Source organism: Providencia sp. 2024EL-00732 (genome assembly GCF_044006275.1).
In the GTDB taxonomy this organism is placed as follows: Bacteria; Pseudomonadota; Gammaproteobacteria; order Enterobacterales; family Enterobacteriaceae; genus Providencia; species Providencia huashanensis.
In genome coordinates this window covers 316,268-334,721 of record NZ_JBIPDG010000002.1, presented here as the reverse complement: position 1 = coordinate 334,721, position 18,454 = coordinate 316,268, and the positions used below count along the sequence as shown (strand labels likewise).

The following is an 18,454-nucleotide window of genomic DNA, read 5'->3' as shown; positions in this document are numbered from 1 at the left end:
GGTTATTAATTTATTTTAATTTATATAGGTAAATATATGAAAAAGTTAGTTATCGCAACAATGGTTTTTGGTGCAATGAGTGCGTCAGCATTAGCAGTTGATGCAGGTACTGGTAAAGTTCATTTCAGTGGTTCAATTATTACAGCGCCATGTTCAATTGCACCAGGTGATGAAAACCAAGAAGTACCATTAGGACAAATTTCTAATACAACACTTGAATCAGGTGGTATGTCTTCAGCTCAACCATTCGCAATTAAACTGGAAGGTTGTACTTTAAATGCAAAATATAAAGGTACAAATGAAGATGGTGAAGAAGTTGAATTAACTTACAATAATACTGTTAATGTAAAATTCACCGGTACTGAATGGGTTAATTCTGGTAATAATACTGGTTTAATTCAAATTACTGGTGATGGACAAGGTGCTGGTGTTAAATTAATGACAGTTTCAGGAAATAAAATTGACCTGAATAGCTCTACAACCCAAAACTTTGTTGCAGGGGATAATTCACTAAGATTCCAAGCTGCTTTGCAAGGTGTTTCAGGTGCACAAGTTAACCCAGGCAAATTTGAAGCAACTACAAACTTTGTTCTTTCTTATAACTAAGTTTCTGCAAAATATTAAGTGCTGACCTATCAGGAAAACACTAAATACTAAATAAAGGACATACCACCAATGATTGTTATCAGGAAAATCACGGGCTTCCTAATTTTATTAATTATAGGAGCCAATAACTCTTTGGCTGATAACAATACTATTATTGGTAAGGTAAATATGCAAGGAAGCATTTTAGAAACAGCATGTGCTATTTCAATGGACTCTTATGACCAATCAATAGATATGGGTGTAATTCCAATGAGTCTTATAAATCAATATGGTCATAGTCCAATAAAGTATTTTTCAATTAAATTAATTGGTTGCCATTTAGAAACGTTATCAGGAAAGCATTGGAATTATTTCACATTAACATTCGATGGACCAGCCAAAAATAATTTGTTCGAATTATTTGGTCACGCAAAAGGAATATCATTGTCTCTAGAAGATGAAAAAGGAAATTTAATATATCCCAGTGTTCCTCTTAAAGAACACTCAATAATACCTGGGGAATCAAACTTAAAATATGGTGTGAAGCTTATGAGAAATGGTTTATCTCTAAAGTCAGGTGGATATAGAACAACAATAAAATTTAAAGTTGATTATCACTGAAGATATTTGACATTTATTTTTGGGTAGTCAGGAAATTAATATGCCTATTAAGCAAAATAAAATACGACAATATATATTAAAAGGCTTGATCATATCAATGCTCTATAGCAGTATGCTGACTACCACATTTGCTAGGGTAATTGAATTTAATACTGATGTATTAGATGTAGAAGATAGAAACAATATTGATTTAGAACAATTTAATCGTATTGGATTTATTATGCCTGGTACGTATAACTTGAAAATTAATATTAATGGTCATTCATTATCTGAAATGTCAGTTATATTTAATGAAAGTGAAACTTCAGATTCAGGTAGTGTGGCTTGCCTTTCCCCAGATATTGTCGAAAGATTAGGGTTAACAAAAGAAGCCTTAAATAAAGCATTATGGGAACAGGGTGGCCAATGCTTAAATTTAAATAGTTTAGATGGGATGTCTGTTGAAGGGGATCTATCTACCTCTTCACTTAATATTAATGTCCCTCAGGCCTATTTAGAACAAATTTATGAAAACTGGGACCCTCCTAGTCGTTGGGATCATGGTATTTCGGCTTTATTATTTGACTACAATATAAATGGAGCAATTAACGATTCGCTTGAACAAGATCAAACATCATCATCTTTAAGTGGAAATGGTGTAGCGGGTATTAATTTAGGTGCATGGAGATTCCGTGGTGAATGGCAATCTCAAATCAATCGTACAACTGGAGAACAAAAAACAACTCAACATAATTTTGATTGGAATCGTATCTATGCTTATCGAGCGATAGCCGCTTTGCAAGCAAAATTAACTCTAGGTGAGGATTTTTTAAATTCAGGTGTATTTGATGCATTTAAGTTTATTGGGCTTGGATTGCAATCTGATTTGAACATGCTGCCGCCTAACTTACGTGGTTATGCACCAGAAATAGTTGGAACAGCAAAGACAAATGCCACAATTACTATACGTCAGCAAGGAAGAGTGATTTATGAAACACAGGTCGCTCAAGGCCCATTTCGTATTCAAAACCTCAGTGATGCAATTACAGGAAAAATGAATGTTACAGTTGCTGAGCAAGATGGGACCACACAAACATTTGATGTTGATACCGCCAGTCTGCCCTTTTTAACACGGCCAGGTCAGGTTCAATATAAATTTGCAACGGGAAAACCTATTGATAACCAAGGCCACCGTCAAGGCGTGAGCTTCGGTATGGGAGAATTTTCATGGGGAGTCAGTAATGGCTGGTCATTATTTGGTGGAATATTAGGTAGTCAAGACTATAAATCAACATCTATTGGTATTGGTCGTGACCTGTTGGTTTTTGGCGCGCTTTCATTTGATATCACGCAGTCTATTGCAAATATTCCTAACGATGGTTCGTTAAAAGGTAAATCTTATCGTCTGAATTATTCAAAGCGTTTTGAGGAATATAACAGTCAAATTAACTTTGCTGGTTATCGTTTTTCAGAACGAGATTTTATGAATATGAGTGATTTTTTAGATTTTCGAGTAACAGGTATGCGTTATGGCTCTAGCAAAGAATTATATACGTTATCAATTAATAAGAACTTTATTGAAAGTGGTCTTTCTTTGTACTTTAACTATAACCACCAAACCTATTGGGACCGACCAGCCAATGATTATTACAGCTTAATGCTATCAAAATATTTTGATATAGGCAGTTGGAAAAATATTAGTGCAACTGTTTCCGCAAATAGGCAGCAAACAGACTCAAAAAGTGACGATAGCATTTATTTTTCAGTCTCTATACCTTGGGGAAGCTCTGCAAGCCTCGGTTATTCGATGGATATAAGTCATAACAATGTTTCAAATAATGCATCCTATTTCGATACATTAACAGAAAGAATGAATTATCAATTTAACATCGGAAACAATCGTAAAGGCGCGACAACAAGTGGGTACTTTTCATATCAAGGAAATGATGCTTGGCTTTCTACTAACGTTAGCTATGCGATGAATCAGTATCGTGCCGCTGGGTTTAGTGCAAATGGCGGATTAACAATAACACCAGAAGGTGGGGCATTCCATGGTTCTAGCCTTGCAGGGGGAACTCGGCTCTTGGTTGATACAGATGGTGTTCCTGATATTCCTATTCGTGGCTCAGGTATTGCAGTTAAAACGAATTTATTTGGTAAAGCAGTCATTAGCGACATGAGTAATTACAACCGAAATAATATACAAATTGATTTAAATAACTTACCCGATAATGCAGATGCGCAGCAGTCAGTGCAACAAGCAACATTAACGGAAGGAGCCGTCGGTTATAGACACTTTGATGTGTTATCAGGATTAAAAGGTATGGTCGTTATCAGGTTAGAAGATGGGACATATCCCGCTTTTGGTTCCCAAGTTAAAAATAGTAAAGGGCAAAACACCGGTATTGTCGGCGACGAAGGGAATACCTATTTGAGTGGAATTAATGCCGATGAAGTAATGCGAGTAAATTTATCTTCTAACCAAGAATGTAAAATTGTTTTTCCCAAAAAGTTGGATGACTTATCGGGAGGGTTATTGGCACTTTGTGTTCGAGAAAATCACCAATAATCTAATGTCTAAATAAAGAAAAAGTAAAGGTATATAAATTATGAAATATAAATTATCCCACAGTTTATTAATAGGGCTATCCAGCATTTTATTGGCAAACATGTCTTTCGCTGGTGTTTCTTTAGATCGCACTCGCATTATTTTTGACGGTAATCAAAAATCTGTCACTTTAAATATAAACAATAATAATCCTGAGCTACCTTACTTAGCTCAAGGTTGGTTAGAAAACCAAACTGGTGAGAAAATTACTAAGCCATTAGTTGCGTTGCCACCAATTCAACGTTTAGAGCCTAGTAAATCTAGCCAAATTAAAATTGATTTAATGCCAACGATAAACGAGTTACCACAAGATAGAGAAAGCCTATTCTATTTTAACTTGCGCGAAGTGCCACCTAAAAGTGATAAAGATAATGTATTGCAAATTGCGTTACAAACGCGAATAAAATTATTTTATCGCCCAGCAGCTATCGTTCCAAAAGATGATGAAAAACCATGGCAAGAAAAAATCACATTAGAGAAATCAGGACATGAGGTCATTGTCAAAAATCCAACGGCATATTACGTCACAATTTTAAATGCATTTTCAGACAGATTAAAAACCGATCCAAATGATTTTGCTCCAATAATGATCGCACCATTTGGTAGCGAAAAATTAGGTGTAAGTACAAGTGTTTTAGGTAATAACCCCGTACTGATTTATATCAATGATTACGGTGGTAGACCTGAATTACATTTCCGCTGCCAAGAAATGAACTGTCAAGTAGAAGAACAGAAATCCTGATACTCTTTAAGAAAAGGAATATAAGATGAATGTCTTTCAAAAAAAATGGAATCCTGTTCTATTACTATTTTCTATATCCGGAATGACATTTGCAGAAAATCAATTTCCAATTAATCATTGGGATGTTGATGGGCAGCATGGGCAAGTGCATGTGAAAGGAATACTAACAGAAAGTCCGTGTCGTATTGCAATGCATTCAATGTATCAAGATATTGAAATTAGCGATTTAAAAACAGCAGATTTTCCCAGTATTCATTCTATGGGAAATGAGTATCCGTTTTATATTGAACTACTTGATTGCCTTGCAACACCCGTTAACATGTTAGATCCGTACTCTGGTAATATGACATGGAGTAATGACCAACCTGGGTTTTCAATAAGGTTCGTCACAACTAAAAGTGAAAATATGTCGAAGTATATCTCAATTAGAGGTATTGAAGGCTTAGGCTTAGTACTGAAAGATAAACAAGGAAATACTATTACTCTAGGGGAATATACAAAACCTAAATTAGTTCCACAAGGGCAAAGTATTTTAACTTACAGTGTGATTCCTGTTAGAACCTCGATGAATATGACGCCAGGTAAATTTTCATCGGTTATTAGCTTCCAATTAAATTATGATTAACTCTGAGTAAAATTCATATGAAAGAGAGTATAAGTATTTTAATAATTTCGATACTAGTATCTATTTTGAGTATACAAATTCCATCTGCATTAGCAGCGAATTCTGTAAGGATTAATTTCAAAGGAAACTTAATTCAAAACCCACCTTGTGAAATTACAGGGTTAAATGGTAATGAAATTACTATTGACTTTCAAGATATGGTTATTAGAAATATAACTGGAATGAATTATATGCAGGAGATTAAATATAAATTGACTTGTGATGCGCCAAATAATACAGGGCTTTCATTAAGTATAAAGGGGACTGCTGCTAGTTTTAATACAAATTTACTTACAACGAGCAATACAAATTTAGGTATTTCATTTTATAGTGGATCTACAAATTTATCTACAATTCGTGTAAATCTTGACCCTATAAAGTTTCCAAATAGCCGTCGAGACCCTATCTATGCTAATCCAGTAATTAATGCTAAAGCAGCTAATATTACAGCGGGTAGTTTTACTGCAACTGCAACGCTTTTAGCGGAGTATGAATAAGGTTAAAATTTATTATTCAGTGTATCTATAAAGGTTTTCCTATGATAAAAAAAGTTAACATTTTTGCTAAGATGATAAACTATTTCTTATTTATATTTTTAATATTAAATAGCCCTAATGTTTTTTCTAATAACTCTACGAGCTTATCATTTAAAGGAAATCTTATTGATACACCTCCATGCGATATTTATGGAACAGAAGGCATCAATAAACCAGTTAATATTCAATTTAGTAAGATAGCGATTCAACGTATTGATGGTAAACGGTTCCAAAAAAATTGGTCTTTAAATATTGACTGTGGAGCTAATTTAGGCAGTAACGTGTCTTTAGAGCTAAATTATATGGGGAACCCAGTATTATTTGATGAAAAAGCATTAGAAACTTCCCGAGCTGGTATAGGGATTCGTTTATATAACGCAACAGATAGTACCGTTATTGCACCGAATGATAAGAAAAAACTTACTATGACAAATAATGGTAAATTATAGATTCCGCTATATTCTATACCCGTAAAAATAGCCAAGCCTACTACACCGATAATAGAAGGGAAATTTACAGCAACAGCAACAATTTCCATTAATTACCCCTAAGGAAATTAATATGAAAAAAATAAACTCTGGCCTATTTTGGGGTTTTCTAATGATGCTATGCGCAGCCTCATTTGGAGATAATAATAATACAGTTCAGTATGAAGGCACGTTAATTTCATTACCTTGTACAATAGATGAGAGTACGCCAACTGTAGTTGAGTTTGGTGTTATTGTTGATAAACAGCTTTATTTACATGAAAAAACATCACTAAAACCATTTTCTATTATTTTACAAGATTGTGATGTATCTATTGCCAATACAATTTCACTATCAGTTCAGGGTACTGCTGGTAATGTAACTTCGGATGGCTATTTAATGCTAAATCCTAGTAGTACAGCGAAAGGTGTTGTCATAGGTTTAATGGATAGCTCTGGGAAAAAGATACCTATGAATTCAGTGTTATCTCCTATTGCCATTTCAAATGGAACAATGGCGATTCAATTGAATGCCTTTGTTAAAATTGAAAGTCAAAATGAAACAAAAATAATACCTGGTGAGTTTACGGCTATGCTCTATTACACCTTGGATTTCAATTAATATACAAGTAAATTTTAAAAATGTCGTATTTGAATTCTAATGAAAGACCAATAGGTGATTTAAATGAATAAATCTAGAAAATGTAAAAGGGGATTTGTAAATGGTATAACATCCATACTTATATTTCTTGTTAATTTTAACGTTAATGCTGCAATATTTAATACGAATGTTAGTGTGATTGTTTTACAGCAGACTTGTGATATCACATCATCGATAAATCCAAATCAACCTATTACTATTGATTTTGGTGATATTTCTGTACCTAAAATTAATGGTTTAGAATATCAAAGGGAAATTCCTTTTAATTTAAATTGTTCTGATGGTGCAAATAACCCTGCATTAAAGCTACGAATAGTTGGGAGTGATGGCATATATTCCACAATGTTAGGGACAAGTAGAGATAATTTATCAATTATATTCCGATTTGGAAATAATATATTAAATTTAAATGGCTGGGCTAATTTTAATTACAGCTTAAGACCCAAGTTGACAGCCGCGCCTTTTACAATGAGCCATAGCACATTGACTGGCGGCACGTTTACTGCAAGCGCCACTTTGGTGGTTGAATACCAATAATAATTAAATGGTTATTGAAAATTGAAGGTAATATTTATTATGCCAAAAGTTATTTTTATTCTTATTTTTTTATTTTCGAGCATCGCTCACGCTGATCGTACGATGCTTTCAAACGTCAGTCAATCAGCCGCTTTATTAGTTACCGCTTCGTGGTTTACAACTGGAAGCAATAATCCTGCTGAAAATACAGTAATACCTTGTGCAGGTTCTCAATGTAGCTATGGTGTGGTTTTATACTATCAAAATGGAAGTATTATTGATTTTAATGGTCGAAGTATACCTGTTACAGCAGGAATGACTTGGAAGATGGCGAATGATGCTTTTGTTCGCCGATTTGGTGCAACAGGAATAGCAGCATGGCAATGGAATTGGCAACCAAGCCAATGGGATGTTTGTATAGGCGCAATCCCTGTAAGGTCAGGTGGATTCGGAGGAATAGGGAGGCCTTTTTCAATTTATAGTTCCCCTTGTACACCAGTACCGCCTGTTAATGTCCAATGTAACGTAAATGGTGATGCTAATATTACACACGGTACTTTAAATGCTGGGCAAGTTAATGGGCATACAGCAGAAGCTACTATTCAACTAAGCTGTAATCGAGCCGCAACAGTTTCAATTGAAGTCCCATCTCCAGATATTGATTTAGGTGGCGGTGTAAAATCTCGTGTTAGTGTCACAAACGGTAGTCGTATTTCGGTTGCCAATTCAGTGGCCTTAAAAATTAAATCGGTATTAAGCGGCACAGCTCCAACAGCAGGACAGCATTCAGGTAGCACAGTAATTGTATTCAATATTGTTTAGTTTAGAGAAAAAACACTATTTAGAAAATTGAATGCAATTCAAAACCAGCCCTGCCTAAATATACCTACGATCCCCTCCTGATGAGGGGGGAATGTGAAATCCCTCATTAGGGAGGATGATGTATATCAGTACTTAATCATTTATTTTGTTGTGTATTTATGTAGCTAATGAATTTTCAATATAGGGAGATTTGTGGGTATAAAAATAATGACTAAAAATAGAGTATTTAAATAGCAAATACTCTGAATGAATATAGCTAAAAGCCCCTCTTTTTACTCTAATAACCTATATATACCTAGCCATGACCACCCCGCCTTAAAATCAAATTCAGTTTTATCCTTAAAAATGAAGCGTTCGTAAATTAGATAAGAAATATTTAGCGCTCAATACTGAGAAAATTTAACCACTGTAGCAGTGAGGATTATCCTCTATATAACTATACAAATGAACTGTATATAAAACATAAGATAATCATGCTTAGGGTGGTTTTTATCGTCTTTAGGCTAAATCTTACCTGTGTCTCAATTTATTGGCTTTCAGAAAGTGAACATAGATCACATTAACTTTTACAATTGATAATGTATACTTTGCATATGTAAAGCATAAGGCGATTAAACAACAGTAAGGGGATTTGTTATGTTGGACTCAATTCCAGCAGGCTACAAGCCGCTGACGTGTGAAACACTACCAATTTATTTAGCTTCCAAACTGACTTCGTCATGCGAGTTAGGTGGAGAGCCTAATCAATGGAAAGTAAATGAAGTTGGTGATGGTAATTTGAATATGGTGTTTCTTGTTGAAGGGACACAAAAAACAATTGTGGTAAAACAGGCACTACCATGGGTCAGGGCTGGAGGGGAAAGCTGGCCATTGTCCCTGACTCGAGCAGGTTTTGAATACAATATTTTATCTCAAGAAGCTCGCTGTGCAGGCCATGAATTAGTTCCTGAAGTCTATTTTTATGACCAAGAAATGGCACTGTTTGCGATGGAGTACCTTTCACCTCATATCATCCTGCGTAAAGAAGTGATGGCAGGTAAAAAATTCCCAAAACTTGCTGAAGATATTGGGACATTTATTGCCAAAACTCTTTTTTATACCTCAGATATCGGTATGAAAGCCGATCAGAAAAAAGCGCTGACCGCTCAATTCTCTCTGAATCATGAGCTTTGTAAAATTACTGAAGATCTGATCTTCACTGAGCCATATTTCAATGCCGAACGTAATAATTGGCTATCCCCTGAGCTAGACCAAGCAGTAGAAAAGATGTGGCAAGATAAAGAAATGATCCAAGTTGCCATGCGTTATAAATATAAATTTATGACTGAAGCACAATCATTGTTACATGGTGACTTGCATTTAGGCTCAGTAATGGTCACCGAGAGTGATACAAAAGTTATCGACCCTGAATTTGGATTTATGGGACCAATGGCGTTTGATATTGGTAACTATATTGGCAATTTACTGATGGCTTTCTTTTCTAGACCAGCATGGGATGAAAATCCATCAAGTCGTGTTGAATATCAAAACTGGTTACTTGACCAAGTCGATTCAACTTGGTCTGTTTTTGTTCGAGAATTCCGCCAATTATGGAATACAAAAACACAAGGGGACGCGTGGCCTTCAGAACTCTATCAACATGAACTCGGCCGCCAAGCTTTACAGGAAGCCCAAGACCAATTCTTTGCCACACTACTTGAAGATTCCTTAGTCAATGCGGGAATGGAAATGAACCGCCGCATAATTGGATTCGCAGGGGTGGCAGAGTTTAAACAAATTAAAGACATTGCTCTTCGTGCTGAATGCGAAAAACGCGCACTTACCATGGCTCGCGAGCTTATTGTCAATGCCAGTCTTTATAAAGAGATGGCTTCAGTTATCCAATTAGCTAAAAAACAGTAAGAGGAATTCATGAATATTGAAGGGAAACACTATCGTACAGTTTGGGTTTCTAAAGATGGAAAATCAGTAGAAATTATCGACCAAACTAAACTGCCTTTTAAATTTGAAGTACTCACGCTCGATTCCGCACAAAAAGTAGCAACTGCTATTCAAGAAATGTGGGTGCGTGGGGCGCCTTTGATTGGGGTTGTTGCTGCTTACGGAATGGCACTAGGTATGCAACAGGACCCGAGTGATAAAAATCTACAATCAAGTTATGACTTGTTAATCAAGACCCGACCTACTGCTATCAATTTAAAGTGGGCACTCGATAGAATGATGGAAAGCTTGAAGGATGCTCCTGAACAGACGCGTAGGGACATTGCTTGGGAGCTTGCCGGAAAACTGGCCGATGAAGATGTCGAGTTGTGTGAGCAAATTGGGCTCCATGGCGTAGAAATTATTCGGGAAATCGCGAGTAAAAAACCGGCAGGCAGTGTCGTAAATATATTGACTCACTGTAATGCAGGCTGGCTTGCCACGGTCGATTGGGGGACCGCACTTTCGCCAATTTATAAGGCTCATGAAGAAGGGATTCGTATTCACGTTTGGGTAGATGAAACTCGCCCGCGTAATCAAGGTGGCCTTACTGCATTTGAATTGGGTTCACACGGAGTTCCTCACACATTAATTGCTGATAATGCCGGTGGTCACCTGATGCAGCATGGCGAAGTGGACCTATGCATTGTTGGTACTGACCGAACCACAACGCAGGGGGATGTCTGTAATAAAATTGGAACATATCTAAAAGCGCTGGCGGCTTATGATAATCAAATTCCATTTTATGTTGCGCTCCCATCTCCAACTATCGACTGGACGCTTAAGGATGGGAAAACAATCCCCATAGAGCAACGCAATGGTGCTGAACAGTCACATGTATATGGGATCAACCCCGAGGGTGAACTAAGTTGGGTTAATACTGCGCCGGCAGGCACCACATGTGGTAATTACGCCTTTGATGTCACGCCTGCTAAATATATTACTGGATTGATCACGGAGCGTGGTGTTTGTGCAGCGAATGAACCTGCATTAACCAACATGTTCGCCGACCTAAAAAATTCGGTTATTTAATTGAGTGTGCATGGGGTATATGCACGCTTTCTAAGGAACTAAGATGGAAAGACTCAAATTAGCGGCAGATATTATCGTTACTTGCCAGGAAATGAATGCTTCTGGGTTGAATCAAGGGACGTCGGGTAATGTCAGCGTGAGGTATCTTGATGGAATGCTCATTACACCAAGTGGTATACCTTATTCGAAAATGACACCCGATATGATTGTTTTTGTTGATGGTCAGGGGGTATCAGAGTCTGGAAAAACACCATCAAGTGAATGGCTCTTTCATCTGGCTTGCTACCAAGCCAGACCTGAATTAAATACGGTTATTCATACACATGCGGTGAACTGTACCGCGGTATCCATAATGAACCATGCGATCCCCGCAATTCATTATATGATAGCGGTGACAGGGACGGACCATATTCCTTGTATTCCATACCATACATTTGGTAGTGCTGAGCTTGCAAACAGTGTGTTTGAGGGAATTAAATCTAGCAAATCACTTTTGATGCAACACCACGGCATGATAGCGATGGAAACAACACTGGAAAAAGCGTTGTGGCTTGCTGGAGAAACAGAAACTCTAGCAGATCTCTACATCAAAATAGGCGGACTACACAGCAAAGTTCCCACTTTATCTAAAGAAGAAATGACAATAGTCATCGGTAAATTTAAAACGTACGGTTTAAAAACTGACGCTTAAATTCAACTTGTTCTCATCGATAGCAGCCATTTTATAAAATGGCTGCCAACCTCTACCTATAACGATTAATTATAATTATCCCAAGGAGTTATTCATGTTTATCGTGGAATCATATCCTATAGCAATAATTATGTGTTTTATCACGATGATTTGTTGGGGGTCATGGGCTAACACAACAAAACTAGTCAGTAATAAGAAATGGGAGTTCCCTCTCTTTTATTGGGACTATTCTCTCGGTGTTTTATTCTGTTCTCTATTATTTGCTTTTACTCTCGGGTCAATTGGTGAAGAAGGCCGTAGTTTTATTTCTGATATTCAGCAGGCGGATATCAATATTATCTTTCTTCCTATATTGGCAGGTATGATTTTTAATGTTTCAAATATTCTTCTTGTTGCTTCAATTAGTTTAGCTGGTATGGCTGTTGCATTCCCTGTCGGTGTTGGGCTTGCATTAGTTCTCGGTGTTATCACAACTTATATTGGTAGCCCTCAGGGGGACCCAACTATTTTGTTCTTAGGGGTTGCTTGTGTAGTCGCCGCAATCATCCTAACTGCGATTACTTACAGCCGTGTTACTCAATCATCGGATAAAAGTCGCCGTAATAAAGGCCTGATAACTGCTATTTTTGCCGGTATCATTATGGGGTCATTTTTCCGTTTCCTCGCTCAATCGATATCAGGTAATTTAAGTGAACCAGAAGCGGGGTTGATGACACCTTATTCTGCACTTGTATTATTTGCTTTAGGTTTGTTTTTATCTAACTTTGTCCTTAATACACTGGTAATGAAAAAACCAATCGTAGGAGAACCAGTTAAAGGGAAAATGTATTTCTCTGGTAGCTTAAGGGACCATCTCTGTGGTTGGTTGGGCGGAATCATCTGGTGTATTGGTTTAGGGCTGAGCCTAATCGCATCAGGGCAAGCAGGGTATGCAATATCCTATGGATTAGGGCAAGGAGCTACTATGATTGCCGTGATTTGGGGGGTATTTGTTTGGCGTGAATTCGCCAGCGCACCAGCTGGCACGAATAAGTTACTCTTAGCTATGTTTTTGCTGTATATCGCCGGTATTGTCCTTATCATAGCGGCAAATCAGTAAATATTTTGCCCCATTATGTCTATAGTGGGGTAAATATTCTTTTTTATTAGGTGGGCCGTAAAAAGTGCGGCACCTTGCTCTTTAGGATGGGGATGAATCAACGTTGGGCAGCTCGCAGGATAATAAAAACTCAGCTGTTCCTTCATCAACAATAAGGTCTGTGACATAGCCGCCGAGTAATGCCCCTAAGGTTGCAGCATAGCCGTTCTCGCCCCCAGCCAGAAATATTTTACGCTCAATTTGCCTTAATTGGGCAAGGCTTATTCCTAGTATCCGTTGGTCAACTTCAGCAATAACAGGTACTCCATTTTTGTCGTAGAACCGGCCACAAATGACGCCGACGGCCCCTGCATCTCGGTAGTTTTGCATTTCTTTTTTGCTTAGGACACCGACTTGAATTAACGGGTTTTCATCCAGTGCGCTTCCTACAACAAAGAAGGCTTTTGTGCAGTGAGTTAATACTTCAAAATTAGCACGAATGATGGGTTCAGCTTGTAATTCCATGGCTAACCTTGCACTGGAGACAACCGCTGGGACATGAAGAGAAGCCACTTTCCCTGACAGTTTAAACGCTATTTGTGACGACGATTCGAGGATTGTCAGGTCTGGCTGAGAAGGCATGGAACCTAGCATCTGGATCACGGTGACATTTTTACATGAATTTGGTGTCATCGTTTTGCTCATCTCATGGATGGTTCTTCCCCAAGCAACCCCAAGAACGTCATTGTTCTCGATAACTTGGTTTAAATACATCCCTCCAGCACGGGAAAGTCTGGAACGCATCAATTTTGAGTCTGTTCGTTTTCCGGCATGCTCGCCATCAGGCACAATGATAACTCGATACAAACCAAATTTATCACGAATACGTAAAGCGGCATCAATTGAGCCAAAGACATTGGTATCTAAATTGATCTGAACTAAACCATTTTCTCTAGCAGTTTGTAGATATTTGACGACGGTGACACGCGAAAGGCCCATTAGGGCAGCGACTTCAGTCTGGCTTTTGCCTTCCTGATAATATAGCCATGTTGCGTGTAATACAGGATCATCATTGAACAAGCTGCTGTTTACTTGCTCTTTACTCATTATTGTCTCCTGGCATCATTTGGAAAAGCCTAGTTTAAACTATAAGAATATTACAGCCAGTCTTTCTCAAGGTTGTTTGCTTTTTTGAGCGGGCAAATCATTATTGGGTTAATTCGTGAATAGAACAATAAAATTTAGAAACGATGCTTTGTATTATAAGGAAAAAAATGGTGATGCCCTAACTTCTATTTAAATATAATTTCCACTATCCACTCTCAATGTAAAATACATAATAACCTAACAAATACTAACCTGTTGTCAGGAGCGGATTTTTTGCCATATTGAGCAAAATGTGGTGAATCAGCTAGGAAAGTAATTTGTATCAGACATAGGAGAGTTTTTTGTTTAATGGATTTGTAAAGCGCGACGGAGTGCCGCGCTCGATAAGAAGTTAGAGGTTAAAATAGTTTTTTCTGCGGGGGGCCCGAGAAATTCATTTTACCGATATGATTCATTAATACTTCAACGACAACTGGCCGCTTTAAAGCAACAGCTTGATGAAGTATAGGTTGGAATTCGCTGGGTTTATCTACCGTTAGGGCGGTGATCCCCATCGATTGTGCTAGTTGGCTAAATGATGGTGTTAATAACTCATTATAATATTGGCGACCTGAGAAATATTTTTCCTGAATACCACGCATGACACCATAACCTTGGTCATTCATGATTATCAACACAATCGGTAGTTGTTCTTGAGCCATAGTCGCAAGCTCACCGACCCCTAACATCAAGCCGCCATCCCCAACTAAGCCAATCACTGCGGTATTTGGGTTGGCTTTCGTACTACCAATGGCCATCGCAAGGCCTAAGCCAATGGCACCCGCTAAGGAATGAATATTGTGCATCGGCTGTGTAGCTTTTAATAAACGGCTGCCCCATAAGCTGCCTGATACAGTAATGTCCCGCACAAAAATACCATGTTCGGGTAAGGCTTGCTCGACAGCATCACTGAGTTCACTGTATGGCCCGCATTGTGCCCTTAATTGCTGTTCTGCCAACTGAACGGCTTGTTGTATTTGCTGTTTCCATGCAGAAGAAACAGGGCGGTTAGCTTGCTCAATTTTATCGGCAAGCGCATTAAGCAGGCCTTTACAATCCCCTGTGATATTGAGGTCGGCTAAGTAATTGCGGTTTGCCGCTAACGGGTTAATATCAATTTGGATGATGGGGTGAGGTAATGGTAATGACCAAGTTTTAGTCTCATTACTGCGTAACCGGGAGCCCGCGACCAGCGTCAAATCACATTCACGCATTAATGTATCAATTGAGTCCGCATTATGAAAAGCACGCAGGCTGAACGGGTGATCATCCGATAAAATACCTCTTCCATGGGTGCTGCTGATTACGGCGACACCTTGGTTAGCCAAGCGTTTAACGGCTTCTACCGCCTGCAATGCACCGCCACCGACCCACAATAATGGGCGCTGTGCATGCTGAAGTTTGTCCCAAATGGCTTCTATCTGTGATGAGCAAATTGCGGGCAAAGTTGGCACAGAAAGCGGGGCACTTAATAAGGACAATGGCACTTGGGCACTTTGAATATCAATGGGGATTTCAATCGAAACAGGGCCACATGGGGCGGTTTGCGCAACTTGGATTGCTTTATGCAGTGTCGCCACCGCTTGTTCTGGTGTATGTACACGGAATGCTTGTTTAGAGCTTGAACGCAAGAAACCCAGTTGATCCGCTGTTTCATGAATAAACCCTGCATCCATATCTAAATAGGCTTTTTCAACCTGCCCAGTAATGTGGAGCATTGGTGAACAAGCATTCATAGCTTCAATCATTGACCCCACTGCATTTCCTGCTCCAGCCCCCGTACTCGTTAGCGCGACGCCTAAGCCACTAAAACGGCTGTGTGCATCGGCCATAGTTACTGCTCCGGCTTCTCCACGGCTTGGGGTAAAGTCAATTTTAGCACGACGGCCAATCGCATCGGCAATAGGTAAATTGTGAATAGAAATAACCCCGTAAACCGTTGTGACTTGGTATTGTTCAAGTGTTCTGGCGATAGCTTCGCCAACTGTAATCATTTCAGACATTGTATTCTCCTAAATGCAGCCGTAATCCTTTAACGGATAAGCTATTCACACCAACGGTTTGGTTGTGGGTTAAGTGCCAAAAAAAGGCTTTTTTGTTGCATATAGGCTTTTAGGCTTTCTAAGCCTTTTTCTCTGCCAATGCCACTTTCTTTAAAGCCCCCAAATGGGGTTGAGATGGAAAAAACTTTGTAGGTATTGACCCAAACTGTTCCTACATCAAGGGCATCCGCCAGTTTAAAGGCGCGAGTATAGTCGCGAGTCCAAATCCCCGCAGCCAGCCCATAAACGGAATCATTAGCTTCTTGGATCAATGTGGCTTCATCATCAAAGGGGATCACCACTAAGACGGGGCCGAAGATTTCTTCTTGGCAAACACTAGATTGATTACTGAGGCCTTCAATAATGGTCGGTAAGAAATAATTGCCATTTTGTAGTGCGGGGTCTGTGGGAACGGTACCGCCAAGGCGAATATGACCGCCTTGTTGGACGGCTTGTTCAACGTAGGTTTTGACGCTATCACGGTGAGCCGCTGAAATTAAAGGCCCCACATGGATGCGTTCTTGCCTTGGGTCGCCAATAATCAAGTTCTGGGTTAATTGGGTTAATTTTTCCATAAAAGGTTGGTAGATATCGCGGGCAACAAATAAGCGAGAACCTGCGATACAAGCTTGCCCCATTGAACTAAAAATACCGTAACAGACTCCATGAGCGGCAATGTCTAGGTCAGCATCTGCTAGCACAATTGTTGGGGATTTCCCACCCAGTTCGAGGGAGGTCGTGATCAGTTTATCAGCCGCAATATGAGCCAGTTGGCGACCCGTGTTTGTCCCCCCGGTGAAAGAGATTTTTCGCACTAACGGGTGGCGAACCAATGCATCACCCACAATAGAGCCTTTTCCCGGTAATACGCTGAGTAAGCCACTTGGTAACCCTGCTTGTTCAAAGAGTTCTGCCAATTTTAATGAAATTAGTGGCGTGGCTTCTGCAGGTTTTAAAATAACCGCATTACCTGCGGCAAGCGCCGGAGCAATTTTTTGCATATCGCTGGCAATGGGGGAGTTCCACGGTGTGATGGCGGCGATCACTCCGATGGGTTGGTAAGTGCTTATTGTCATCAAGTCTGGTTGGCGTCGAGGTGGAAGCTCCCCTCCAGAAACCTCACAAACGGCGGCAAAATAACGTGCGGTGGCGGCTGCGCTCATGACTAAACCACGCGCTTCAGCCCACGGCTTCCCGTTGTCCAAAGTTTGTAATTGCGTTAAGGTTTCACGCTGCTCATCAATCAATGCGCTGACGTTATATAAGATAGCCGCGCGTTGATGCGCAGGCATATTGCGCCAGGTAGGTTCTCGCCAAGCTTTGTCCGCCGCGTTTACGGCGTCTTGGACATCTTCAAGGCTGGCACTGTTGAGAGTAGCAACGACATGGTTATCACCCGGAAAACGTGATTGCATTTCAGGTCCACGACCTTGTTGCCATTTTCCCCCCACAAAAATATCCATTTTATTCATGATTAGGCTCCTATTAGCTTACCTGTTGCTCAGCAATACGGCGGCAAATTTCAACGGCACTTAGGGCTGCAAGCATAGATGTCTTTGGGTTTGAAGGTAGGGGGTTGCCATTTAACTCAATAGAAAAATGCCCGAAATCCCCTCTTACATCAATTTGATGCGAATTTTTGGTGGTGTCCGGATCAACGATGAGTTGTACCTGAGTTGCATCCATACCTATGCCATACAGTGCAACGGTAGCGGCAACATTAGCATTGGCTGGGAAGTTCAAGGCAGCTTCTCGCGCACTACCACTAAAAAAGGCGGTAGCTTCAGAGACACTCGATAAGTCGATATAACGCTCAGCAGCACCATTGCGCCAACTGGCAGGGCTTTTACGTGACTGATAAATGACGTGGGTAATGTTCGCCTCTTTGGCTGCTCGTAAACCATCAAGCCCAGCAACCGCGCCTGAGAGAGGAATTAGTTGGCTTTGATGACGCTTTGCTAATGTGGTTAGTGTGTTTTCGAAAGTGGCATCAGCCAGTACACCAGTGGAAATAATGGCAAGAGTCCAGCCCCTTTGTAAAATGGTTGGCGCATACTGCTGTACCGCTTGATGACCAGCACACTCCAACACTAAATCGGGGTGTTCGTTAAAGTCATCAAGGCTATCAATAGGGAGCACCGCGCCCTTGAAGCGTTCTTGTATTGCGTTATGGTGATGAGGGCGAGCCACAACCCAGCGAAGGGTTATTCCACTAGGTAAACGAGCAATCACTTCTTGTGCCATTGCACCATAACCAATCAACATTAATGTTTTCATAATTAAC

18 protein-coding genes are annotated in these 18,454 nt (G+C 39.5%); 14 read left to right on the top strand and 4 right to left on the bottom strand.

Going from position 1 to position 18,454, the window contains the following annotated elements:
* Positions 1-36: 36 nt before the first annotated feature.
* From ACHB7C_RS06645 to ACHB7C_RS06580, 14 genes are all read left to right on the top strand, one after another.
* Entirely contained in the window at positions 37-606 is a 570-nt protein-coding gene (locus ACHB7C_RS06645) for a fimbrial protein (RefSeq protein ID WP_042845650.1), read from the top strand.
* Between the two features lie 132 nt (positions 607-738).
* Entirely contained in the window at positions 739-1,206 is a 468-nt protein-coding gene (locus ACHB7C_RS06640; protein WP_166685017.1) for a fimbrial protein, read from the top strand.
* A gap of 40 nt (positions 1,207-1,246) precedes the next feature.
* Positions 1,247-3,754, top strand: a complete 2,508-nt coding sequence (locus ACHB7C_RS06635; RefSeq protein ID WP_210855765.1) for a fimbria/pilus outer membrane usher protein — start codon at positions 1,247-1,249, stop codon at positions 3,752-3,754.
* 40 nt (positions 3,755-3,794) lie between these two features.
* Entirely contained in the window at positions 3,795-4,535 is a 741-nt protein-coding gene (locus tag ACHB7C_RS06630; RefSeq protein WP_042845648.1) for a fimbria/pilus periplasmic chaperone, read from the top strand.
* A gap of 25 nt (positions 4,536-4,560) precedes the next feature.
* A complete protein-coding gene (locus tag ACHB7C_RS06625) occupies positions 4,561-5,160 on the top strand; it encodes a fimbrial protein (RefSeq protein ID WP_166685015.1) in 600 nt (199 codons plus the stop codon).
* 17 nt (positions 5,161-5,177) lie between these two features.
* Positions 5,178-5,696: a fimbrial protein gene (locus ACHB7C_RS06620; RefSeq protein WP_198860959.1), complete on the top strand. Its 519-nt coding sequence runs from the start codon at positions 5,178-5,180 to the stop codon at positions 5,694-5,696.
* A gap of 41 nt (positions 5,697-5,737) precedes the next feature.
* Positions 5,738-6,184 carry a fimbrial protein gene (locus ACHB7C_RS06615; protein ID WP_395346785.1) on the top strand — a complete coding sequence of 149 codons (447 nt, stop codon included), beginning with the start codon at positions 5,738-5,740 and terminating at the stop codon, positions 6,182-6,184.
* Between the two features lie 112 nt (positions 6,185-6,296).
* The gene (locus tag ACHB7C_RS06610) at positions 6,297-6,824 is read left to right on the top strand and encodes a fimbrial protein (RefSeq protein ID WP_166685013.1); all 528 of its coding nucleotides are present in this window, start codon (positions 6,297-6,299) and stop codon (positions 6,822-6,824) included.
* Between the two features lie 63 nt (positions 6,825-6,887).
* On the top strand, positions 6,888-7,400 hold the full coding sequence (locus tag ACHB7C_RS06605; RefSeq protein ID WP_166685012.1) for a fimbrial protein: 513 nt from the start codon (positions 6,888-6,890) through the stop codon (positions 7,398-7,400).
* Between the two features lie 39 nt (positions 7,401-7,439).
* Complete coding sequence (locus tag ACHB7C_RS06600; protein ID WP_166685011.1) at positions 7,440-8,201, top strand: hypothetical protein; 762 nt, start codon at positions 7,440-7,442, stop codon at positions 8,199-8,201.
* Between the two features lie 636 nt (positions 8,202-8,837).
* Positions 8,838-10,103, top strand: coding sequence for an S-methyl-5-thioribose kinase (gene mtnK / locus ACHB7C_RS06595; protein WP_166685010.1), 1,266 nt, complete (start codon positions 8,838-8,840; stop codon positions 10,101-10,103).
* Between the two features lie 9 nt (positions 10,104-10,112).
* Positions 10,113-11,213, top strand: a complete 1,101-nt coding sequence (mtnA, locus tag ACHB7C_RS06590; RefSeq protein WP_048605932.1) for an S-methyl-5-thioribose-1-phosphate isomerase — start codon at positions 10,113-10,115, stop codon at positions 11,211-11,213.
* 43 nt (positions 11,214-11,256) lie between these two features.
* The gene (locus ACHB7C_RS06585) at positions 11,257-11,904 is read left to right on the top strand and encodes an L-fuculose-phosphate aldolase (RefSeq protein WP_395346782.1); all 648 of its coding nucleotides are present in this window, start codon (positions 11,257-11,259) and stop codon (positions 11,902-11,904) included.
* A 94-nt stretch (positions 11,905-11,998) separates the two neighbouring features.
* Positions 11,999-13,003, top strand: a complete 1,005-nt coding sequence (locus ACHB7C_RS06580) for a multidrug DMT transporter permease (RefSeq protein ID WP_042845635.1) — start codon at positions 11,999-12,001, stop codon at positions 13,001-13,003.
* Between the two features lie 81 nt (positions 13,004-13,084).
* Here ACHB7C_RS06580 and ACHB7C_RS06575 read toward each other — a convergent pair whose 3' ends face one another.
* The 4 genes from ACHB7C_RS06575 to ACHB7C_RS06560 all read right to left on the bottom strand — a co-directional run bounded on the left by ACHB7C_RS06575 (position 13,085) and on the right by ACHB7C_RS06560 (position 18,447).
* The gene (locus ACHB7C_RS06575) at positions 13,085-14,089 is read right to left on the bottom strand and encodes a sugar-binding transcriptional regulator (RefSeq protein ID WP_042845634.1); all 1,005 of its coding nucleotides are present in this window, start codon (positions 14,087-14,089) and stop codon (positions 13,085-13,087) included.
* A gap of 398 nt (positions 14,090-14,487) precedes the next feature.
* Positions 14,488-16,131 carry a thiamine pyrophosphate-binding protein gene (locus ACHB7C_RS06570; RefSeq protein ID WP_395346779.1) on the bottom strand — a complete coding sequence of 548 codons (1,644 nt, stop codon included), beginning with the start codon at positions 16,129-16,131 and terminating at the stop codon, positions 14,488-14,490.
* 41 nt (positions 16,132-16,172) lie between these two features.
* Positions 16,173-17,642: an aldehyde dehydrogenase gene (locus ACHB7C_RS06565; protein WP_042845632.1), complete on the bottom strand. Its 1,470-nt coding sequence runs from the start codon at positions 17,640-17,642 to the stop codon at positions 16,173-16,175.
* A 13-nt stretch (positions 17,643-17,655) separates the two neighbouring features.
* Entirely contained in the window at positions 17,656-18,447 is a 792-nt protein-coding gene (locus tag ACHB7C_RS06560) for an aspartate dehydrogenase (RefSeq protein WP_042845630.1), read from the bottom strand.
* Positions 18,448-18,454 lie beyond the last annotated feature (7 nt).